At 65.7% G+C, this 22298-nt stretch carries 15 protein-coding genes, 1 tRNA gene and 2 pseudogenes; 5 read left to right on the forward strand and 13 right to left on the reverse strand.

What is annotated here, in order from left to right; all coding sequences use genetic code 11:
* Window positions 1–126: 126 nt before the first annotated feature.
* Window positions 127–2112, reverse strand: a complete 1986-nt coding sequence (recQ, locus tag ACIRQ7_RS25925; RefSeq protein ID WP_404265292.1) for a DNA helicase RecQ — start codon at window positions 2110–2112, stop codon at window positions 127–129.
* A 605-nt stretch (window positions 2113–2717) separates the two neighbouring features.
* Here recQ and ACIRQ7_RS25930 point away from each other — a divergent pair.
* Window positions 2718–3158 carry a hypothetical protein gene (locus ACIRQ7_RS25930; protein WP_404265293.1) on the forward strand — a complete coding sequence of 147 codons (441 nt, stop codon included), beginning with the start codon at window positions 2718–2720 and terminating at the stop codon, window positions 3156–3158.
* Window positions 3159–3694: 536 nt separating this feature from the next.
* Here ACIRQ7_RS25930 and ACIRQ7_RS25935 read toward each other — a convergent pair.
* The 5 genes from ACIRQ7_RS25935 to ACIRQ7_RS25955 form a co-directional block, all read right to left on the reverse strand.
* Window positions 3695–3770 (reverse strand) — tRNA-Arg (locus ACIRQ7_RS25935).
* Between the two features lie 138 nt (window positions 3771–3908).
* On the reverse strand, window positions 3909–5477 hold the full coding sequence (locus ACIRQ7_RS25940; RefSeq protein ID WP_404265098.1) for a hypothetical protein: 1569 nt from the start codon (window positions 5475–5477) through the stop codon (window positions 3909–3911).
* Window positions 5470–6426 carry a hypothetical protein gene (locus ACIRQ7_RS25945; RefSeq protein WP_404265099.1) on the reverse strand — a complete coding sequence of 319 codons (957 nt, stop codon included), beginning with the start codon at window positions 6424–6426 and terminating at the stop codon, window positions 5470–5472. The genes ACIRQ7_RS25940 and ACIRQ7_RS25945 overlap by 8 nt, the downstream gene beginning before the upstream one ends.
* A 392-nt stretch (window positions 6427–6818) precedes the next feature.
* Window positions 6819–7682 (reverse strand): hypothetical protein, encoded by an 864-nt coding sequence (locus tag ACIRQ7_RS25950; RefSeq protein ID WP_404265100.1) that lies wholly within the window; start codon window positions 7680–7682, stop codon window positions 6819–6821.
* Window positions 7683–7859: 177 nt separating this feature from the next.
* On the reverse strand, window positions 7860–8333 hold the full coding sequence (locus tag ACIRQ7_RS25955) for a hypothetical protein (protein ID WP_404265101.1): 474 nt from the start codon (window positions 8331–8333) through the stop codon (window positions 7860–7862).
* Window positions 8334–8869: 536 nt separating this feature from the next.
* Between ACIRQ7_RS25955 and ACIRQ7_RS25960 the strand changes: the two genes are divergently transcribed.
* Window positions 8870–9193, forward strand: coding sequence for a helix-turn-helix domain-containing protein (locus ACIRQ7_RS25960; RefSeq protein WP_404265102.1), 324 nt, complete (start codon window positions 8870–8872; stop codon window positions 9191–9193).
* 262 nt (window positions 9194–9455) lie between these two features.
* Window positions 9456–9731 (forward strand): hypothetical protein, encoded by a 276-nt coding sequence (locus ACIRQ7_RS25965; RefSeq protein ID WP_404265103.1) that lies wholly within the window; start codon window positions 9456–9458, stop codon window positions 9729–9731.
* A gap of 64 nt (window positions 9732–9795) precedes the next feature.
* Here ACIRQ7_RS25965 and ACIRQ7_RS25970 read toward each other — a convergent pair.
* Window positions 9796–10282: pseudogene (locus ACIRQ7_RS25970) on the reverse strand (ArsI/CadI family heavy metal resistance metalloenzyme).
* On the opposite strand from ACIRQ7_RS25970, the pseudogene ACIRQ7_RS25975 reads away from it, so the two are divergent.
* Window positions 10240–10735 (forward strand): annotated as a pseudogene (locus ACIRQ7_RS25975) (arsenic resistance protein); the annotation flags it as partial. The pseudogenes ACIRQ7_RS25970 and ACIRQ7_RS25975 sit on opposite strands and share 43 nt — an antisense overlap.
* A 39-nt stretch (window positions 10736–10774) precedes the next feature.
* On the opposite strand, the gene ACIRQ7_RS25980 reads toward ACIRQ7_RS25975, so the two are convergent.
* The 6 genes from ACIRQ7_RS25980 to ACIRQ7_RS26005 form a co-directional block, all read right to left on the reverse strand.
* Window positions 10775–12082 (reverse strand): DGQHR domain-containing protein, encoded by a 1308-nt coding sequence (locus tag ACIRQ7_RS25980; RefSeq protein ID WP_404265104.1) that lies wholly within the window; start codon window positions 12080–12082, stop codon window positions 10775–10777.
* A 27-nt stretch (window positions 12083–12109) separates the two neighbouring features.
* Entirely contained in the window at window positions 12110–12625 is a 516-nt protein-coding gene (locus tag ACIRQ7_RS25985; protein ID WP_404265105.1) for a hypothetical protein, read from the reverse strand.
* A gap of 242 nt (window positions 12626–12867) precedes the next feature.
* On the reverse strand, window positions 12868–13704 hold the full coding sequence (locus tag ACIRQ7_RS25990) for a phosphoadenosine phosphosulfate reductase family protein (RefSeq protein WP_404265106.1): 837 nt from the start codon (window positions 13702–13704) through the stop codon (window positions 12868–12870).
* Entirely contained in the window at window positions 13701–17336 is a 3636-nt protein-coding gene (locus tag ACIRQ7_RS25995) for an ATP-binding protein (RefSeq protein WP_404265107.1), read from the reverse strand. Before ACIRQ7_RS25995 ends, ACIRQ7_RS25990 begins: the two co-directional genes overlap by 4 nt.
* Window positions 17333–18442 (reverse strand): DUF4007 family protein, encoded by a 1110-nt coding sequence (locus ACIRQ7_RS26000; RefSeq protein WP_404265108.1) that lies wholly within the window; start codon window positions 18440–18442, stop codon window positions 17333–17335. The genes ACIRQ7_RS25995 and ACIRQ7_RS26000 overlap by 4 nt, the downstream gene beginning before the upstream one ends.
* 51 nt (window positions 18443–18493) lie before the next feature.
* A complete protein-coding gene (locus tag ACIRQ7_RS26005) occupies window positions 18494–19669 on the reverse strand; it encodes a cysteine desulfurase family protein (RefSeq protein ID WP_404265109.1) in 1176 nt (391 codons plus the stop codon).
* 316 nt (window positions 19670–19985) lie between these two features.
* Between ACIRQ7_RS26005 and ACIRQ7_RS26010 the strand changes: the two genes are divergently transcribed.
* Window positions 19986–22145 (forward strand): DEAD/DEAH box helicase family protein, encoded by a 2160-nt coding sequence (locus ACIRQ7_RS26010; protein ID WP_404265110.1) that lies wholly within the window; start codon window positions 19986–19988, stop codon window positions 22143–22145.
* Window positions 22146–22298: the final 153 nt, after the last annotated feature.

Consider the following 22298-nt stretch of genomic DNA (forward strand, 5'->3'; position numbering starts at 1 on the left):
TGAGGGCTGATGACGGCGGGCGGATGAGGGCGATGAGGCGCAACGGGTGATCAGCAGCCCCCACCGTCACCTGCCCCCTGTCCAGCTCACCCACTCAACTACTCACCAGCTCAACTACTCCCCAACTCACCAATCGATGTCATCCGGCGGCTCTGGTGCGTCGTACTCGTCAGCCGCCGGCGGCGGCTCCGCCTCGACCGTTGCCTTGGCTGACTCGCCCCGCCCGGGGGCGGGCCCGCTCGCCGTTCCCTCACTCTCCTGAGTCTCCTGGCCGGACGGTTCCCGGCCGGCCAGGACATCCAGAATCTGCTCCCCGTACTTGGCGAGCTTGTTCTCCCCGACGCCGTTGATCGTTCCCAGCTCGCGGGTCGTCGTCGGCCGGGCCAGGGCGATCTCCCGCAGCGTCGCGTCATGGAAGATCACGTACGCGGGCACGCCCTGCTCCTTGGCCGTACGCCCACGCCAGCCGCGCAGCGACTCGAAGACCGGCAGCGCCTCCTCGGGCAGATCCACCGGCGCCGCCCGCTTGCCCTTGGCCTTCGCCGCACGCGGCGCCTTCTCCGGCTCGCGCCGCATCGGCACCTGGCGCTGCCCCTGCAGCACCTCGCCGCTCGCCTCGGTCAGCACCAGCGTGCCGTAGTCACCTTCGACGGCGAGCAGCCCCTGAGCGAGCAACTGCCGTACGACACCCCGCCATTCGGCTTCCCGCAGATCTTCCCCGATGCCGAAGACGCTCAGCCCGTCGTGGTCGAACTGGATGACCTTGGCGGTTTTGCGGCCCATCAGGATGTCGGTGATCTGGCCGGCCCCGAACTTCTGCCCCCGCTCGCGCTGCAGCCTCACGACCGTGGACAGCAGCTTCTGCGCGGGCACCGTGCCGTCCCAGGTCTGCGGGGGTGCGAGGCACGTATCGCAGTTGCCGCAGGGCTCGCTCTGCTGCCCGAAGTAGTCCAGCAACCGCACCCGACGGCACTGCACCGTCTCGCACAGCGCGAGCATCGCGTCCAGATGGGCGGAGAGCCGTCGCCGGTGGGCGTCGTCACCGTCCGAACCGTCGATCATTTTCCGCTGCTGCACCACGTCCTGCAGCCCGTACGCCAGCCAGGCCGTGGACGGCTGACCGTCACGCCCCGCGCGGCCGGTCTCCTGGTAGTAGCCCTCCACCGATTTCGGGAGATCCAGATGTGCCACGAACCGCACATCCGGCTTGTCGATACCCATCCCGAACGCGATCGTGGCGACCACGACAATGCCGTCCTCGCGCAGGAACCGCGACTGGTGCTCGGCACGCGTCCGCGCGTCCAGACCTGCGTGATACGGCAGTGCGTCGATCCCGTTCTGCACCAGGAACTGGGCGGTCTTCTCCACCGAGGCCCGCGAGAGGCAGTAGACGATGCCGGCGTCCCCGGGGTGCTCGGTGCGCAGCAATTCCAGCAGCTGCCGCTTCGGCTCGTTCTTCGCGGCGATGCGGTACTGGATGTTGGGACGGTCGAAGCTCGCCACGAAATGGCGGGCGTCCTGCATTTTCAGCCGCGACGTGATCTCGGTGTGTGTGGCCTCCGTGGCGGTGGCCGTCAGGGCGATCCGCGGCACCTCGGGCCAGCGCTCGTGCAGCATCGACAGGGCCAGATAGTCCGGCCGGAAGTCGTGGCCCCACTGGGCGACACAGTGTGCTTCGTCGATGGCGAAGAGCGAGATCTTTCCCCGGTCGAGCAGATTCAGCGTCTGCTCGACCCGAAGCCGCTCAGGGGCCAGATAGAGCAGATCCAGCTCCCCGGAGAGGAACTCGGCCTCCACCAGCCGGCGCTCGTCCATGTCCTGCGTGGAGTTCAGGAAGCCGGCCCGCACACCGAGCGCCCGCAGCGCGTCGACCTGGTCCTGCATCAACGCGATGAGTGGCGAGACCACCACACCCACGCCGCCCCGCACCAGCGACGGAATCTGATAGCAGAGCGACTTGCCGCCACCGGTCGGCATCAGGACGACGGCGTCGCCGCCCCCTATGACGTGCTCGATGATCTCCTGCTGGCTGCCGCGGAAGGCGTCGTACCCGAACACCCGCCGCAGCACCTGCACCGCCGCGCTCGCGTCCGTCGCGCCTTCCCCAGCCATGTCCTCGACCACTTCCACTTCCACGTCCACGTCCACGTCCGCCAGAGCCATCCCTGAAGCGTACGAGCTTCCCGACCACCCTCGCTGACCCTGTGGATAACTCCACACCCGCACGCCACCCCACCACCGCCAGAATCCGCTCACACGGTGGGACGCGCCCTGGCCGACAAGCCCCACCGCCGACGAGGGCCCGACGAGAAGAAGGGCGGGGGACGAGCAGGCCTACCGGTCCACACCCGGCTCCGGGCCTTAAGGACGGGAGGGGTGCTCGGCGCTACCCGCGATCCGCCGCCGTTGATGTCGATGGCACCCGCGGACGTCGGAGATGGAGGACGTGCGCGGTCTGTGCACGCGTGCCCCCCTTGTGCAACTCGTGGGCGCAACTCATCGTTTGAGTTGATACTGCTCGGCGTTTTGACGCCTCAGGGGGGCGGTGCGGTGTGGGCCCGGTAACTCCATGGGCGAGGGAGACGTTCGGAAGCCTTGCCGGTGAGCTGGCCGAAGCCATCCCGGCATGTCTCATGCAGGCACATGACAGGGCCCGTCATGGTCATGAAGGCGTCCATACTCAGACGCTGGAAGCGTACGGTCACGGGTTGCACGCGGTGCAGTACGAGGCGCTGGCCGCCGGTCTGGCAGCGTTCGACGGCGCAACGGCCATACGGCTGCAGGGCCGCACGGTGATGGTCATCGACGGCAAGGTCATCTACCCGATCAGGTATGCAAAGAAGGATGACCCTGTGACCACGGCGCGACTGCGTCGTGCCTTCGGCTTCCGCGCGGACCTGATCAGGCGCCACGGGCCCGAACCTCGGCAGCAGGCGTTCGACCTGGGCCTCGATGAACTCGACGCACCGGAAGTGCACCCCGACATCGCCCTTCTCCCACCGGAGTACCAGTTGATCACCATCGCGTACGCCTGCTCGATGGAGCGAGGCGTCATGCGCGTCGAATGGGGCACCGCAGAGCTGCGCCGCGAGGACCGCTACCTCATCTGGCACCGCCATGAGCCACTGCTTCCACCCACCGGCCCTCGCGCCGCTTAGGCCTGGCGGCCGGCCGGCCGGATCCGCATCGGTTGCCTTCACCTACCGCAATGGAGTGCCCGCCCAGACTGCGGCCTACGAGCGGTTGGGTAGCGAACGGGTCCTCCGATAGACCTGTTGGTGGTGGCCGAAAACGCCGAGTGCTCGGAACGCCGCAGCGCAGGGAATGGGCCGCAACCCCAAGGCTGCCCGCGATCGGCGCGACAGCTGCGGGCCGCAGACGGCGAACTCCTGAGGCGGGTCCCGGAGGAAGCGTCGCCAGGTGCACCTGAAGCCATTGATCCGCAGTTCGGCCCTGACCGGCGCTTTGGGGCTGCTCACCGGCGAAGCCCTGCGACATCTGCGGGACTTGGACGCCGACGCCCGCAGCCCCGGGAGGAGGCGACGGGCTGCAGGCCGCGCTTCTCCGTGGTACTCGCTCGTTCCGACCGACCGACCGACCGGGCGCGGACGGGCAGCGGGCCCAACGATTCAACGCTTCAATGCTTCCGAGCATGCAAAGACCCCCAACCATGATCGGTTGGGGGTCTTTGCGCTGGTGCCCCCGGCAGGATTCGAACCTGCGACACCCGCTTTAGGAGAGCGGTGCTCTATCCCCTGAGCTACGGAGGCGGGGCCTTGCGTAAAACGTGGATGAATACTCTGAGTAATCATTCATCCGGTTCCGGGCAAGGGAGCGGACCGCCGCGTGCGGCGGCCCCAGACAGCGTAGCGGATGGGGCTGGGGTGCGGTGGGCGCCGCGGGTCACTTCATGATCGTGAGGGCTCTGGTCGGTCGCTGCTGAGGCCAGCTGTGACTGTGTCGGTGTCGGAGTAGGTGGGGTCTCCTTGGTAGCGGGATGCGCTGGTGGCGTTCTGGGCGAGGAGGAAGCCGAGGATGACGAGGCTTTGGGCTTCGGCGCCGAAGGCGATCATGCGGCGGTTCCACAGGGAGCGGTCGAGTTGGGAGAAGCCGGCTTCGGTGTCTTCGCGGCCGCCGTAGAGGGTCTGGTGGACGGCGGTGTTGTCGGGGATCTGGAGGAGGTTTTCGGCGCGGTGGAAGCCGGTCTCGGTGTCGCTTTGGCCTTGGCTCTGTTCGCCGATGGTGCTGGTGACGCCGACGGATTCGCGGTGCTTGTGGGGGCCGCGGGGGCAGGGGATGTCGAGCAGGTGGTACCAGCGGTGGGTGTGGGTGCTGGCGCGGCGTTCGAGTTTGCCGACGGACAGGGGGATGAGGGTGCTGGTGCCGTCGTCGAGGAAGGCGCGTTCGTGGACGCGGCCGCTGTTGGACCACAGTTCGTGGCGGCAGCGCCCGAAGTCGAGGGTGCGGATGTAGCGGGGGCTTGCGCCTTTGTGCTGTTTGTTGACCAGTAGGCGCCCGCGGCGGGCGATGACGTCGCGGTGTATGCCGCGCAGGGCGCCGTCGTAGAGGACGCCCATGCAGCCCTCGGCGGCGTCGAGGATGGCGCAGGCGAGGTCGAGGGCGACGGTGGCTTCGCCGCCGGGCTGGTTGTGGGGGACGTGGGCGTAGCGCAGGAAGACGCGGCGGAAGTAGCCGCGGTGGCGGGTGGAGAAGACCACGAACTTGGTGCCCAGCACCATCGCGCCCTCGCCGGCGTGGGCGTGGATGTCGGTGCCGGCTGTTGTTCCGGCCAGCGTTGCATTCTGTGCGTTGTTGCCGTTGCGGTCGGCGCCGCCTTCCTTCTGCCAGGAGGAGGCGGGGTCGACGCGGTGGCGGCGTACTTCGCCGGTGGTGGGGTCGACGCTGAAGGGGGCGGTGGACAGGGTGGGGGATTTGGCGACGGTGCCGTCGCCGGCGATGAGTTGGTGGCGCTGCGGGCTGCTCCAGGAGCGTTTGGCGTCGGTGGGCAGCAGACCCTGGCGCAGGGCTTGGGCCAGAGCGAGGTCGGCGAAGGTTTCGCTCAGTTCTTCCAGGCGGGGGATGAGCAGGGTGCGCTGGGCGTGTTGCCACTGGTGGCGGGAGGGCCCGGCCTCGGGCAGGCGGGCGGCTTCGTCGTGGCCGAGGTGTCGGGCGACGCTGCCTCGGATCGTCGTCCACACGCTGGGTTCTTGCAGGTCGCCGGCGCAGTAGCGGGCGGAGCCGTGGATGCCACGCAGAGCGAGGAAGAGCAGGTAGATGTAGGGCGGGTAGTGGGGCGGGCGCCCGCGGCGCGGGCCGGGAGCGGGAGCGAGGGTGTCGGCGAGGCGGTAGAGGTCGTCGAAGCGGGCCACGTCGGTGATGCGCTGGGAGACGGTGCGTAGGTCGGCTTCGGCGGCGCGGCGTGCGGTCTTCTTGCGGGCTGCGCGCGGGACGCGGTCGCCGAAGAGGTCATCAGGCATCGAAGTCGCCCCCGTTCGGTGGTGTGTGGTGTGTCGCCTCGGCGCGCCACTGGTAGCCGATGAGGGCTGCGGTGCTGTCGAGGGAGGCCATGCCCAGGTGACGGGCTGCGGCCTCGATACGGCCGGTGGCGGTGAAGACCGCCCGGCCCGCGTATGCGGTGATCGAGGCGGGCCGCACTGAGCGGTCGGCGCCCAGGCCGATGCGTTTGAGCATGTCGCGCAGGGCGACGCAGACCCGGGCCTGGACCTGCTCGTCGGTACCGCCTCGCACCGAGACAGCCAGCCGTAGCCGGTGCGGGGCTTGTTCGGGTGGTGCCGTCGCGTGGAGGTGGTGGGCGCGGGCGGCCAGCACCTGGGCGCTCCAGGTATCCAGCGGGCACCAGCGCGGCTGCGTCTTGGCCGAGCCGTGCATCCACACCCGCGCATAGGCCAGGTCGATGTCGCGGGGCGCGATGTGGCCGATCTCGCCGCTGAATCCGCCGGCCAGGGCCAGGGCTGCCGCGGCGGAGTGACGGGTGGGGCGGTCGGTGAAGTCGGCCGCGCGGCGTAGTTCGACCGCCTCCGCCTCGTCCAGTGGCCGGGTGGCGCCGCACAGACGGGCCGGCAGGTCGATGTCGCGGGTCGGGTCGGTGTCGGTCAGGGCGAGACGGCGGGCGGTGGCGAAGCACATCCGCAGCACGCTGCGGCGCAGATGCCGGGTGGACAGCGAAGCCGGCGCGACGTGCCGGTGACGGGTGCGGCCGTGCGCGTCGATGAACTGCGCGGCAACCGCAGCATCGACATCGGCGAGCAGCGGCGCGCCGCGGACGGCGGCGAAGGCTTCGAAGCGGCGCAGCAGCTGACCGAACCGGCTCAACGTCTGCTGGGACATCTCGCCGCGCGCGACGAGTTCCTGCCAGGCGGCCAGGACGGCTGTGACGGCTGCGGCGAGCGGGACCTCATCGGCCATGCGCCGCCGCCGATACGACGAAGCGGCCCGGTCGGCAGGGTGCCGGGGCGGGCGGATGCGCGGTTTCCGGCATGGGGTGACCTCCACACGATCGGTGCATACATGCACCGTGGGGAGGTCGGAGGGATTCGGCAACAGGAACGGGCCGTACCGGTGACGGGTACACCCTTTCGGGGTGCGGCCTGATGTGCTGTCAGAAACCTGGGCGAACTGGGCGGCTGAACATGGGCGCTGGTTCCCTTCCGGGGCGGGCTGACATGCTGATCGTTACGTGGTGGATGGCGAGGGGATCGAACCCTCCGCGGGCAGGATCCAGAAGCCGGCCGCGAGCACCAGCCGCCACCCTCAGGGCGCCGGTCCACTCGGACCGGCGCCCTTGTGGTTCCGGGCGGTCAGGCGGTCGGTGCCAGAGCGCCGTGCAGCGTCTGCAGGATGCCTTCGAGGAAGGCGCTGTAGCGGGCGTCGGGCAGCTCCTGGATCTCCTGGCGGGACATGCCGAGCAGCAGAGCGGCACCGGCGATGCTCCGGGAGTCAGCGGCGTCGGCGCGGGTGCCGTCCGCGGCGCTGCCGTCTCGGTCCTTGACCCCCGCCCCCTCCTCCTGCCCCGCGCCTTCCTTGCCCTCCTGTTCACCGCTCGAGTCCGGTGACTGCGGTGGCCTGGGGGCGTGCCGGCCGGGCAGGTGGACTTCGAGCCGCTCCTCGTCGCGTTCCACGATCAAGGCGATCTCCAGCCACTCGACCATGTAGTGGCCGCGCATGGGCACACCGGGCAGGCCGGCGCGCAACAGGCGGGCCAACTCCTCCTGCCGCACGGGCCCGCGGGCCAGATGGCGACTCGCCGCGGCGGCCGACCAGTGCGCGGCGAGAAGCGGGCGAAGTACCTGTCGAGCCTGGTCCCGGTCCCGCCGCCACGCGTCGGCGAAGGCCCGCCCCCGCTCGGTGATCAAGTACTGGCCCCGGCCGGCCTCGACCAGCCCGATGTCCGCCAGGAACGCCATACAGTCGCCGACGGTGGCCGCACCGATGCCGACATGCTCCGCCAGCGCCGCCCGCTGCACCGGGGCGGTGCCGATGACGAGGTCGGCGAGCCCCAGAAAGACGTTGACCTGCTTGCGGGGATTCGCGCGGTAGCTGGGCAGCGTGCGACGTGCAGGCGACTTATCAGCACGCCGTTGGCCGCGGTGTTTTGCGGATGTGCGGAAGTCCGCGTTCCGGTCGCTACCTGAATCTGCGCGATGAGAGGAAGAAAAAGACACGTTGAGCCCAATTCCTGGCCCGGTGGGGCCGAATTACTGTGAGGCTCTCGCACCTGCGCCGAAAGGCACATAGAATCAAGGCGATGCGTGAGCCCAAGACCGCGTATCCACGTGCCGCCGAATCGACCTCGGCGGCACGTACGCGTGTGCGGACGTTTTCGACGTGGCGGGCTTGCGCTACGCATCACCGCCCGCGGCCCCGGATGCCATCGCGTAGACCCCGCCTGTGCGGGTCAGTGTCCCGTTGGTGACCATCCGGCTCAACTCCCGCCGCAAGCTGGCGGGCTTGACGTCCGGGCGTGTGGTCTCCATGTGGTGGGTGATCTCTTCCCGGGCGGCGCGGAGGCGGGGGCGGAGGAAGGTCACGACCTCCTGGGCGATCGTCCGCGGCCGCCCCTCAGGGACACCTGCGGTGCGATCCCCGTCCGCTGCCGAGCTCTGGTCCGCCGCCGGCAGCAGCTCCTCGGCGCCGCGCACGACACGCTGGGAGACCTCAGCCCGCGTGTATGCCGAGTCGAACGCCGAGCGGGCCGCCGACAGTTCTTTCTCCGCCCGGGCGAGTCGGCCCTTCGCCTGCGTCAGCAGCGATGCGTCGTCTGCGGCCAACGACCTCAGCTGATCGAGGACGGCCAGTGCCCGATGCGACCGCATGGAAGAACCTCCCCACAGGTATCCAGAATTCGGCGAAACACTGAGGAGCGTATCCAGCGACTTCTCAGTCCCGTAGATCTTCTCCCGGAAATGCCCCCTCAACGCCACAGTCGGCGAGGCAAATCCGCATCGAACGAAATCCGAAATGGAATGGGTCGCCCCATGCGGGAAAGCAGCATTTCGCGCCTCACATGCACTCTGGCCTGGTCTTTCATTCCATTGCCTCAGTTACTCACTGTCAGTGTGGCGGGCGCTGAAAAAGGAGGGGGCGCACGGTAGTGAAACGGGCGCTCACGCGGTGGCGGGGAAGCCCGGCAGTCCGGCGGCAGTGAGTGAAGCCTGTGAGCCGGTGCGGTGCTAACGAAAGGCGTAGCGGCGAGGGCTGAGCTGTGTGGATGAGGTTGTACCGGTGCATCGAAGGGTCTCTACGCGAGAGTGCGCAAAATGGTGTATGTATGCACCATGGCAGCGGTGGGTGGCTGCCAAGGAGTGAGGAAGAGGGGCGGCGGATGACGCGTGCGTGGGATGATCCGGCCATGCCCCGGAGCAGTAACGACAAGGTGCCGCGCGACTATGTCGTCGACGAAGCCTGGCCGCACGCCGCTCTCGTGCCCGATGCCCCCGTTAGCGCCCACTATGGCCAGGCACTCGCCCGCAACCTGGAGAATGCCCTCGCCGTCAGCGGGCACAGCCTGCGGACTCTCGCAGAGGCGACGGGGGTCACACACTCCACCATCAGCCGCGTCATCCACGGCAAAGTGATGCCCGACCTTGGCACCCTGGCCCGGTTGGAGGCCGCCTTCGGCTTCCAGGTCTGGCCGGGCCCCGGCGCGCTGCCGGCTCCTCCCCCTTCTCGGTAGGAGGAGTGTGGGCGGGTGTGCCGCATCCCCCGTCCGCCCGCGTGGGCGCGCGCGGCGCACACGCCGCCCCTACGCTCGCGCCATGTGCATGTATGCACCGCCTGGGAGTGGCGACGTTTACCTTGTCTGCTTCGACCGGTGGCACCGGGTCGCCCTGATCCGCCCTGGACCGCCGAATGCCGGTCACCCCTGGGGCCTGCCGGCTGTGCGGCGCAGGGAATCCGAGCCGTACTGGCGGGCCGCGCAGCGCCTTGTGCGCGCGATGGCTCCCGCGGGGGCCATCCACCTCGGGGCGGTCACCGGCCGCATCCCTGCTGCCGCATCTGGCTCCCGGCCGCAGCGGCGGGGCGGGCGCCGCATCTTCACCGGGCACGCAGCCTCGCCGGGCGCCCTGTGCGACGTCGGTGTACCGGTCGTCTGGCTCCCGTACAACCAAATCACCGACCATATCGGGCACCTGGCGGTCGGCGACTTGAGGCTGTTTCTGGAGGGATACGTGGACGGCTGGATCCCGGACGGCTGGATCACCCTGCAGTAGCGCTGCCCGTCAGGCACCGGCGGCTCAGCGCTCGTGCGACGCGCGGGGTGCCCGGGCGAGCCGGTCAGCTGCTGCCGCAGGCGCACCCGGAAGCCGGCTCGGCGGGTCCGGTGGCGGGTTGGCTGCCGCAGCAGGCGTCGCTGCCGGGGATCTCGCTCTTGCCCATCTGGCCGGCGTCGGCCTTGAGGACGTAGACCTCCCAGGGCTCCTTGCCGGGGCCGTGCGCCCAGACCTTGTCCTGGAGTGCGTGGCAGCAGGAGGTGTCGTTCTCCTTGAAGGTCGCAAGCCCCGCTTCCGCAGGCGGTCGGTGGCGGCGTTGACCTGCTCGGTGGAGTCGACCTCGACACCGAGGTCGTCCAGGCGGTCTCCTGGTCCGCCTCGCCTTCGATGAGGACGAGCTTCAGCGGCGGCTCGAGGACGGCGAAATTAGCATATCCCGGTAGGTGATTGGCCGACTCGACGCCGAACAGCTCGGAGCAGAACTCCACCGACGCCTCAAGATCGGGAAGGGCTGCTGGTGATGATGTATCCGGCGCTGGCCAAGGTCCGATACGACCGTCTGGACAGCGTCACCCGCGACCGCCGCCTGCTGATTCCCTCACTGGTGATCAACTGGATCGTCGGCCCCGCCGTGATGTTCGCGCTCGCGTGGATCTTTCCAGCCCGACCTGCCGGAGCACCTGCCCGGGCTGATCATCGCCGAGCTGGCCCGCTGCATCGCCATGGTCATCATCTGGAACGACCTGGCCTGCGGTGACCGCGAGGCCGCTGCCGCCCTGGTCGCCCTGAACTCCGTCTTCCAGGTCCTAGCCTTCAGCCTGCTGGCCTGGTTCTACCTCTCCGTCCTGCCCGGCTGGCGGGGCCTGCAGCAGACCAGGCTGAATATCTCGGCGTGGGAGATCGCCCGCAGCGTGCTGATTTTCCTAGGCATCCCCCTGGCCGCAGGCCTCCTCACCCGCCGCCTGGGCGAGAAGGCCAAGGGTCGCAGCTGGTATGAGACTAAGTTCTGACATACGCGCACTGCCCAGGATGGACGGTGATGTTCAGGATGCCTCCGGAGCAGTCAGCCGCTTTGCCAGCTCGTCTGCGGTCACGGGGTAGCGATCATTCTTGACCGTGCGGTAAGCCCGCAGTGCCCTGTCGATCTGAGCCCGAGAGTTCGGTGCGAGATGGACCAGCAGCAACTCGTAAAGGGCCTGGTTGTTGTCTTTCGCTGGGATCATCTTGCCCTTGCGGGAGGCACCATCCGGTGTCTCCTGCCAAACAGCCGAGAACGGAGCGGCCGACATTCGCCATTCCAGCTCGGACAGCCGCTCAAGCAGCTTGGGCCAGTCGAGCAGGCGCTGCTCGATGATGTGGCGTACGGCGCGCGCGACTTGCACCTGGACCGCGGGCCGCATGAACGAGTGGCCCTCTCCGTCACGTCCCTTAGGGGCACGCAGGTCTTTGGGTGCCGCATGTGCCTCATATCGCTCCCGCATCTTGCCGCAGGCTTCGAGGAGTTCGTCGATGCGCCCGGCAAGAATTTCGTAGCTCTCGTCGAGGACGTCATCGGCGGCGCGCTGCGAGGTCTTGTTCATGCTGTCGTGGAGCCCGAAGCCGAGGTCCGTGAGAACGTCGTAGAGGACACCGATCGTGGTCCAGGCTGTACCGGTGACCCCGACCTGCCGGGTAGCAAGCTTGAGTTCACCATCGGTCCCGACCTTGCTGAACACTTGCACCACACCGTCACGGCGGAGGAAGTCGTGGTCGTCGAGCAGTCGACGGGTCAGGATGGCGAAGCCGTCGTCCTCGTCCAGGGCGATGTTCTCCTGAGCCGTCGTCTTTACCGCGTTGCGGTTGATGTTCGTGAAGAGTCGGCGGGTGCGACGGCGGCCGGCTTCGTTGTCGAAGTGTGGGACCACTATGACGCTGATGTCCTCACGGCCCAGCTCGGGGTCACGCTTCACAGCGTCCTTGATCGCCTTGAGGCGATGCTGACCGTCGAGTGCGAAGAACTGATGAGTGCCATCGAATGTCAACACACCAAAGTTGCGGTCCATGCCGGACAAGACGTCGCCGTTCTCGGAGTTCTTCTCCATCTCCAAGGGGATGTACTCGGGGGCGCCACCCCAAGCCGCGACGATGATGGCTCCGAGGAAGCGATTCTCGTTTGTGAGCAGGTAGTTGGTGATCTCAGCTGTGCGGGCACCGACACCGCGCTGGATCATCGTCCCTAGGTCCTGGTTCCCACCGAGGTCGTGTGCGAAGTTGATCTCCCGCGCGACGGCGGCGTAGCTCATGAGGCATGAGTAGTAGGTCCAGTTCCCAACCTTCGCTTCAAAGGCCGGGACGAACGTCTTCGAGGGCATGAGTTCCTCTGCTTCGTTGGGAGTTGATCAGGACTGCCAGGCGGAGCGCGGAGTACCGAGGCGCCCACGGAGCTTGGGGCGTCCCCGGTCATTGAGAGGTGGATTGTGCAGGCGAATGAGGCGCTTCTCCAGCCCTTCGATCCTGTTGCGCTCCTGCACGGTGGCGCACCAGAACTCCATGGGCTGGAGGATGAGGTATCGCGCTAGCCGCTGATTGCGGTTGGTGGGCTCCGTGTCGGTCCACAGACTTTCGGGGTCGCCGCGAAGGAACTTCCGGTAGTCCTTGTATCGCTGGCGGATCGTGTTTCCGTAGTCGGTCTGCGACGCCCCGGCCTGCCCGATGTACAGGAGTTGAGGGAACGTGCCGTGAGTCGGCACGCTGCCGACCTGAAACTGGAACGGCGGCCGCCAGACGAACATGTACAGGCCAGGAGCGTCCGGGAGCGCCGGAGCCAGGTCCTCCGTGGCGCGGTGGACTTCCCATGGGTCAGCGAACTCCAAGAGGTCTTGGGTGAGTTGCTCACAGTGCTCGGCGTCGAGCATGCGGAGCAATCCCAGCTCCACCTGGAGGGCGGGGCTGTCCTCCTCCCGGTACCTCTGGACTATTCGGCTGAGTGAGTTCGAGTTCGCTGTGCCTGAGCCAGCCATATGTCAGGAGCCCTCCCCCGCTGAGTGACCTTGATGGAGCTCAGTGTGACAGGTAGGACTGACAAACAATCAGCGGAAAACGCAAGAGGCCCAGTTCGCGGAGCGTTCCGTCAACTGGGCCCCTCGCTAAATGTGGATCAGAGGTGGCAAACGGCGCAGCCGGCCTCGTCGCTGTCATCGTCGAGCGCGTCGGACAGGACCTCAAGCAGCGGCCTGTTCGGCTTCACCTTCTTGGCTGCCCGATCGAGCGCCGCCTGATGCTTCGCCTCGATCTCGTCGCGACGTCCTATCAGCTCTCCCAGCGACTCGCCCTGAGACCAGGTGTACTTTCGGTCTTGCATGGCCGTGTCCTGGTGCCTGACCTTGTCCTCGTACTCAACAGCCTTTTCGTAGAGATCCGGGTGCCGGTCCTTGAGGCCGACCCACTCGTGCTTGCGCTGGAAGAAGCAGAAGTAGCAGCCGGAGCGCGTGCGCCACTCGTAATAGCCGGGGAGGCCGATGCCAGCTTCGTCGAGGATACGGTCCACGCCCGCGCGGTCAATCCCATCCTCGCGGAAGGGGAAGACCGCAGTGATGTTCGGCTTGGTGCTGACATAGCCGAGCCGGTTCTCGTCTGCGCGGATGGCCACGTACGAGATGGCCTCGTCGTCGCCGATCCACTCCTCAAGTGGCCTGATCTTCAGGTTCTTGGTGCACCAGCGCATTTGAGGGCTCGGCAGCGTGCCCTGGTAGACCTCGAGCCAGTGATCGAAGTCTCGGGAGGAGTTCAGGCGCTCGATTGGCTTACCCAAGGCGCCCTCAAGACGGTTGAGGTACTCGTACGTCTCTGGCAGCTCGGCCCCGGTGTCACAGAAGAAGTACTCCATCTCCGGTACACGATCGCGCATGTAGATCGCGAGAGATGAGGAGTCCTTGCCCCCCGAGATCCCGAGAACGTGGCGCTTCTTGCGCTGGGAGCCGTCGGTGTCTGTCACAGCTGCTCCTTCTTCTCAGATGTGGCGCTGCCCTGGCCGGACAGGCGCTCGGCCAGGGCGGCGAGCAGGATGCGTGCGCCGTCGGGGCCCAGTGCTTCCTCAGCTTGCCTGATGACACTGACAACGAGCTTGTCAGCTGCATTTCGCGACTTCTTCGGGACGTGGATGAGCGTGCGCTCCTCCGTCCCTTGGGGAGTGGTGAGCGTCAGCAGGTGGGTGTCGATCTGGCGCTGCTTCGGCTTCGCGCGATTAAGGGACGCCACGGCAGGCTCATCGACTACCTCCTCCGCGACGTCGTACAGATGGCTCACGCGGTCAAGTGCACGTGCCCTGTCCCGTACGACACGAGGGAAGACCTCCATGTTCCGGTCAGTCCAGTCACCGAGCGCCTGATTGACGAGCTGGACCACGACTGTGCCGAGCCAGTCGTCGTCGGGCAGCATCTCGTTTAGCACTCGGGTCACAAAGCCATGGAGACTGACCTCGAGCGAGGCATCGGCGAAGCCACGCATGCGCTCGGCCAGACCTGTCCGCAGTTCGCCGGTACTCGATGCAGGGAGCCTGAATTCCTGCGCCAGTGTCTCGACTACATACCGGGACAGGTTCGCGCTGGCATCCGTAAGTTCGTTGAGCGCGGCGGTGAGGCGTGCGACGTATGCCTCTGCGGCCTCGGGATCCTTCTGCGTGCCCGGAGTGATCTCCTCGAAGCCCAGGGCTTCCGGGAGCTCCTCAAAGACCAGCTGGTCGGGGTCGGTCGCTTCGGTCAGTACTCGGCGAACGACGAGGGTGTCGTCGCTAAGACGCTTCGTCTTCCGCGAGTATTGGTCGAGGACCATGATCCGTTCCAGCATCCCGCGGGTTACCGCAAGCAACGCTGGGTTCCGATTGGCACGGCTGCGCGGGATATCAACGCCGAGCGACTTAACGAGACCGTCGAGTACGAGTCGCCGCTGACCGCGATCAAACGGGGTCGATTTGAGCGCGAACCGCTCGGGGTTGACGTTCAAGCGCTCCATGATCGGAGCGGTGAGGCGCGGGCAGTAGTTGCCTTCCTCAAAGAGGGCTACATCGTTGCCCCGGATGACGAGTCCGGCAACTACCAGGATCGGGACGACACCGGCCTTGACGCCGTACGGAGGAGCCATGAGCCGCTCGTAGATCTCTACGATGTTGGTCGGCTCCTTTGCATCGCTCAATGCCTCCTCAAGCGCCTCCCAAACAGGCATAACACTCGCGTTCGTGGCGACTGTCGGGCGAGACATCCCGTGGGTATGAATGCTGCCTTCAGAGTTCCTTCCGCCAGTGATCTCGCCAGCGGCACGGTGCAGTCCGAGGTGCTCAACGACGCCGTCGTACAGGGCACGCTCTGCCGGGAACTTGTCGTGGGGCCAGCCGAGCAGAGGCAAGCCGGTCTTCTCGATCATCGACGTGAGGACTTCACGGCGTGTTCGAGCGGCGTTACTGGTGAGCTGGTGACGTCCCACCATCTCGTTCCGTACGTGCGGGGTCTGGTCGTAGACCACGTTGCATGCTTCGGATACGAGCCCTGCGTAGCTGCGGGCCTTGAGTTGCCGGGCGGGCTCACCGTCGGTGTCCTCACCGCTATTCCACAGGAACCAGCTCGACTCGTCGCTTCCCGGGCGGAACGCCTCGGCGAGCATGGCGGTGATGCGCTGGGAGAACTCACCAGCTCGCTCGTTGATCTCCCGCCGAGCGACATGGTCTAGGTCCTCGTCGCTGATGAGGTCCTGGAGCGCCACCAGGGTGTTGCCGACGTCCAGCACCGCCTGGGGATTCTTGGTGACGCCCACGACGACTGGGAGTGGCGAGTCCACCCGAGGGCTGCTGTTCAGGCCACCGAAGTGGAAGACGAGCATCCCGTCTGCCGCGTCCTGAACGACCTTCGGGCCGCGCAGCTTTTCCGTCCGATGGCTGACCGCGGTGACGAAGTGCCGCTGCATACCGGTGAGCTGGCTGTGTGCGCCAGCGGCCACCGCGTTCGGGAGGACATTCGTCCCGAGGTGCTTGTTGAAGTAGCGCACCACGTCATCAGGCTGCAGCTGAGTGGCGATCTCTCGAACCCGGGCGTCGATGTCGACATCGGTGCCCTGCCAGATCCGGTACTCGTCGCTGTACGAACGGTGGACGACCAATCCGTCTTCCACCAATTTGTCCAGCCGCTCCCGCAACTGGTCAAACCGCTTCGTGTCGGTGGCGTCGGTCGGGTCGTTCAGCGCGAACTGGATCATTGCCGGCGTAGCGCGCAACAGCCCATCAGCGTCAATGAGATTGAGGACGCCGATCGCCTTGAGCAGCTCCTGGTCCGTTTCGGGGAGCCCGTTGGCCTCCTCAAGGCGAGCGTTGATCTCCAGCCACCGGCTTGCTTTCGAAGACGCGAGGATCGTGGTGCGCCCTGCAGAGAAGAAGAAGTCGTATAGCTGCGGGAGACGGATCGTCGAGGCGAGCTCCGCTGCTTCGACGGCGCAGGTGTCGAGGCTGCGCCGTACTGTGAATGGCTCATCGTTGACCAGGAAGCCGCTGAGGCTTCGATCGTTCTGGCCGATCTGCGCTGCCATGAGCGGAGCCGCGACGGCAGTAAGAGGGTGTAGTGGGTACAGCTGGGCGAACGACTCTGCCGAGATGTCAACTACCGAGTGCAGCGACTGCTGGCGCCAGATGCCGTACGCCGCCTGCGCCTGAGACTCAACCAGCTTGCGGCCCTGCGCCGGCACCTCGGAATGGGCCAGCTTCCGCTGGAGAAGGTAGACCGCATCACCCAGGTTGGGAGCGAAGGTGACGTCCTCGAATCGGCCCTGGACCTTGGCCCACTCCTGGGTCTGCACGGAACTGGACCGCGAAGCGTAGTCGGAGAAGGCCAGGTGCTGCAGGGTGAACATGAAGAGCGGCAGCCCCTTGGCGCCAGCGCCCTTCTCCGCGAGGAGCTGCAGGAGGAACACATCACTCTCGGAGCTATTGCTCTCGCTGACGGAGACCAGATACTCCAGCGTCTTGCCGAACTCATCAATGATGAGGAGGAGTGGCGCCTTGTCGCACAGCGTCGTAACCGCGTTGAGCAGGCTGTCGGTAGTTGGGACGTCCGTCTCGGCACAAGCCGCCATGACAGTGGAGACGTCCTTCGGGACACGCTTCTTCCACTTCCGCTCCACCGCGGTCTGCAGCGCCCGATGGATGGTGGCCGCCAGCGGCTCTCTGCGTGCCGTTGTGACAGCGCCCAAGAAGCCATCAGCCGCAAGCGCCTCGCGATTCTCAGCAATCTCCTGCGCCAGTGCAGGGTTGGTGGCTGCGACCGCCTCGTAGGCATTGGCTCGACGTTCGGAGTCGTGGCCGAGAAGGGCGTCAATCAGGTTGGAGAGTGTCGACTTTCCGGAGCCGTACGGGCCAGTAAACGACCAGGCGCGAGTGCGCTTGAGGTCTCCGAGCGCGTTACCCACCCGGTCCAGGACATCGAGGGCGCGCACGCCCACGTATGGGGAGTGCAAGTCCTGCGCGCGGACGTCGCGCTCCAGATTGGTGGAACGGAATTCCGTTCCAACGAAGCTGATTCCAGCAGGGATCTGGAGAGCCGCGCCCTTCCGCTTGGCGCTGGGAGATGTTTTGGTCGCCGTGGTCACGCGAGCTCCTCGATCATGGTGGCCTGCTGGGGGATCTGCCCCTGCGTGGCCTCAGCATCGTCCGTACTCTTCTTAAGGCCTGGGTTCTGCCGCGCCCACTCTTCGGGGGTCGGGAACCCGGTACGGTCACGCACGCGACCGTACTGCTCGTCGAGGATGTCCCAAGCCAAGGTTTCCGGGTTGTCCGCGAAACGGAGGCTCCGCTGCCCGAGCGACTCCACGATCTCCAACTGGGGGTGGTTCTCGACGAAGCCTTCGATCGACCTAGCGAGTTCGGGCTCACGCATGTGGAAGGCACGGCCAGGAGCGCCGGGCTCACTGGCAAGGCGGGCCAACGAAATGGAGTCGGGCTTACGAGAAAATCGAGCAGCGTAGTCGAGGCAGGTGTGCACGAGCACGCTCGGTGGCAAGCTCGGGCGGATGCCGCTGGTGAAGCGGTAAGTGCGTTCCTTGCCGCGGCCTCCTTGATACTCGAGCAGGCCGAGCTCCTTGAAGGGGCAGAGCAACGAGTCCTCAAAGCTGCCCGGGGAGAGTGGATTCGCGTCCATGTCCGGGGCGTACATCTTGACGAAGCACTGGACGTCCCGGCTGATCGAGTCGGGCGCCGGCCACTTATCGCGATCGAAGCTGCTGTGCACCTCTCGTGTAATGAGGGTAGCCATCTCGTCCACCGTGACGCGAGCAAGCGGCGCGAGGTGGAACATCACATACCAGCTCGGCACGAGGCACTTGGCTTCCCTCTCGCCAGAGACGAGCCACCAGTGCAATAGCCAGAGGCTTCCGGTGTCCTCGAGGTAGGGGTCTGCGCCATCCTCGTCAAGGAGCCACCGCGCACGCCAAGTTGGGGCTGCCGCGAGCGCGCGTGCCTGCACATCGGCACTGCGGTATTCGTGGGTGAGTTTGAACGCCTGCGCCCAATACCTCATGGAATCGACCATGTTCTTTCCCACGCCCAGACGCACAAGCGCATCAGGGGCGTGGAAGAGCATCTCGTCCTTTTTCACCTGTAGGTATGCCTTGTGCAGCCAACCGAAGCGCGGAGGGAAACTCTCGTGCCTGTTGAATTTCAGTCCGACGACGTCGGAGGAGAGGCGGCCTTCTGGCATTACGGTCGAACCCTTCAGTTCAAGGTATGAGTGCGAAGTCTTAAGTCGAGATCAAGGATGGCCAGGCGCATCCATGACGGCCCGTACGTATGTCACAGCTCGTACGGTGGCGTCGATGGCTTTGCGAATCTCCTGCTCCGTGGTGGCGTAGCCCAGCGAAAAACGGAGGGTGGAGTCGGCAGCCTCCCGGCCTAGCCCCATGGCCAACAGGACGTGACTCGGGGTGGGCGCGCCAGCAGAGCAGGCGCTTCCGTCGGACACAGCGATGTCGGGCATCGACGTGAGGAGCGCGTCGGCGGGGCAGCCAGGGAAGGTGACACTGGAGACGCCGGGCAGACGTGTGGAGCCGACACCATTGACGTAGCTCCCAGGGAGTTGCGCGAGGATCGCGCCCTCCAGAAGATCACGCAACTTTCCGATGCGAGATGCCTCGGCATCGAGCTCACGGTGGGCAGCCTCGGCAGCAGCGCCCAGGCCGACGATCCCAGGAACGTTGAGCGTGCCGGCACGCCAACCTCGCTCGTGTCCCCCTCCAAACATGAGCGGTCGCTGCGGCAGCGGGGTGCCGCGTCTGATGTAGAGCGCGCCGACTCCCGGTGGGCCGCCGAACTTGTGGGCAGACAGGGAGAGCAGGTCCACGTGGAGATCCCCCAGGTCGAGGGGGAGCCGACCGACATACTGTGTCGCGTCTGTGTGAACCAACGCGCCGACCGAGTGCGCTATCTCTGCAATGGGGGCGAGATCGGTGACGACCCCTGTCTCGTTGTTCGCCAGCATGATCGAGACGAGGGCCGTTCCACGCTGCTCGACCTCGGTTCTGAACGCGCCATAGTCGATCTTCCCCTCACCGTCGACGGGCAAGATCATTAGAGAGTCCGGAACCTCAGCAGTCAGGGCCCGAGCAGTCTCCAGAACTGCCGGGTGCTCGACTGCAGAAGTGACGATGCTCCCTTGGCTTGCGTAAGTGGCGTGCAGCGCAAGGTTGTTGGCTTCTGTCGCGCCCGATGTGAAGATGAGTTCGCCGCGAGAGCAGTTCAGCAAATCTGCGACTTGCTGACGCGCCCGATCCACCCTTCCTGCGGCATCGCGACCGTGATCGTGGATGCTGGAGGCATTGCCTACCGCCTGAAGCGCGTCGTGCGTGGCCCGCAGCGCTTCCGGGCGCATGGGTGCGGTCGCGTTGTAGTCGAGGTACACCGCCTGCGCGGCGTATGAGCCTGTGTTCATGGAGTGCCCCCGCCTGCTGAGATTGGCTCCCTACGTCGCTCCTGGTGACTGTTCTCGTAGCTAGCTCATCTTCCACCAGGAGTGCCCTGAGATCCTAACGGACTCACCAACCCCTTGAGGCAGGCTCGCCGGAGCCGCGAGTTTCAGCCACTCCGGGCCACAGATCTACCGGAGCACCCCCCACCCTTAAGCCGTCAGGGCTAGGCTTGATCCGGTGCCGTGAACACGCAGGTCCGCCGACCCTGACCGTCGGCAACCGTCTTCAGTAGCGGTCAAACGCAGCAGGCAGTATGGCCGCGAACGGGGGCGAGGCGCGATGAACGAGCAACTGATCGCAGCCCTTCGGCGAGCTCATCCGATCTACGAGATCCCAGAGGACGACCTCGTAGGGGAAGTTCTCATTCCAGCGATCAAGGTGTCGGATGACGTTCGGATCGCTGCCGGCTTCTTCAGCTCTCAGTGCCTCGCGCAGATCGCGCCGGGCCTAGCAGACTTTTTGCGCCGAGACACCGGCACACTTCAGCTCCTGATCAGTCCGGCGGTCGACGCGACCGACCTAGCAGCGATGGAGCGAGGGGGCCGGAGCCCTGAGCAGGTCATTGAAGCTTCCCTCGATCGCCTGCTTGATGAAGCAGCCCTCTCCGAGCATGCTCTTGTGCATCACACCCTCGAATGTCTCTCATACCTTGTCGCAACCGGACGCCTGAAGGTCCGCTTCGCCCTCATGAAGTCCGGCATGTACCACAAGAAGCAGTGGCTCATCAGGTCAGACTCGGAGTGGGCCGCGGTGCATGGCTCGGGCAATGCGACCGCACGAGGACTGCTCGTAAACGGCGAGCAGATGACGGTTGATCAACCCTGGCGTGATGGACACATCGCCTCGGAGCGCGTGTCCAAGCTCCTGGCAGGCTGGGAAAGGCAATGGCACAACGAGAGTCCACACGTGCTAGCCGTGGATCTCAACGATGGCCTCCGACTGGCAGGACGGCAACGTAATACGGCGCAGGCGCCGACCATTGATGACTTCTGGCGGGCATGGCACGCCGATCACGTACGAGGTTTGGAACCCCCACTGCCTCCCGGCGTGAGTCTTGCTCAGCCAAGGCTTCTTTCGATCCCGCCCGATATCGAGTGGCGCAATGGCCGCTACGCACACCAAGCGGCAGCAGTCGAAGCCTTCTCGGTCAACGGCTCTCGGGGGATTCTGGCCATCGCCACGGGGGGAGGCAAGACCCAGACGTCCTTGATTGCTGCAGTCCAACAGCAAGACCGTCACAAAGGGCCAATGGTTGTGATCGTGATCGTCCCGAGTGCGCCACTGGTACGGCAATGGTCCGATATTGTCCGGCGTTTCGGGACCGAACCATTTCTACCAAGCGGCAGCTCCGGGCCTAAGCGAGAAGCCCGTCTCGAGGAAATTAAGGCTGGACTTGCTACACAAGGATCGTACACATCGGTGATCGTGTGCACCCAGAAGCTCTTCACTACGGACGCGTCTTTCCGGGGGTTCATCGACACCCTCCCCCCATCGGTTCTCGCGATGGTCATCGGGGACGAAGTCCACAACCTCGGCTCAAAGAGCTTCATGTCACAGAAGCCCGAACGCTTCGACGTCCGCTTGGGCCTCTCAGCAACTCCGAGTCGGCAGTACGACCCTGAAGGCACCGCAGGCCTGCTCGGCTACTTCGGTCCGGAGCTATTCGAATTCACGCTCAAAGACGCCATCCGATCCGGTTGCCTGAGTCCATACAACTACCATCTCCATGAAATCCCTCTCTCCGAGGATGAGATGGCAGAGTATGAAAACTTGACTCGACAGCTGCAACGGAAGGGGTTCCAGCAAGCGGACGATGGTAAAGATTCCGATCTGCAGGCGCAGATCGAGCATCTACTCCGCCGCCGGCGCGCTCTTCTTGAGCATGCCGAAGCGAAGATCCCAGCCCTACGTCAGCTCCTCGCTATGCACGGATCGCGCGATGTGAGTAAGACGCTCATCTATACATCAGCGAAGCCCCCTGTGCTCACCCGCGAGCGTCAGATTGATGCCGCTAATCGGATGCTCGACGAGTTGCGCATCAGTTTTCACCAGTTCACTCATGCAGAGACTGCCAAGCGTGGATCAGGGAAATACCTGGAAGCCTTCGAGCGAGGGGAGTATCAGGTCCTGACAGCCATGGCGGTCCTGGACGAAGGAATTGACATTCCGCAAACTGACACCGCCTATCTGCTGGCTTCGAGCACCGTGCGCAGGGAATGGGTTCAGAGGCGAGGCAGGATTCTCCGACGTGCGGAAGGTAAGGAGACTGCCAATCTCCATGATTTCCTAGTGCTCCCGCCAACGCTGGGAACGAGAGAAGGGCGCGCGCTCCTAATCGGTGAACTGAAGAGGGCGCGAGAGTTCGCGAGTGCGGCCGATAACGAATACGACTCGAATGGCCCCCGGGCCGTCATCGACAGGCATGAGCGAACGCTCTAACGGGGAGGGATCGATGACTACATCGCCGCGAATTGGTCAAGTTGCACACGAGGAAGTAGCCGCGCGCAGCGAACGGTACACCGGATATCACGATGACCTTGTTTCAGCTCTCAATGTCCTTGTGCGGCAACAGGACCACACGAGCCCAAGACA

Origin of the sequence: Streptomyces sp. NPDC101393 (assembly GCF_044767385.1) — a bacterium.
Taxonomy (GTDB): domain Bacteria; phylum Actinomycetota; class Actinomycetes; order Streptomycetales; family Streptomycetaceae; genus Streptomyces.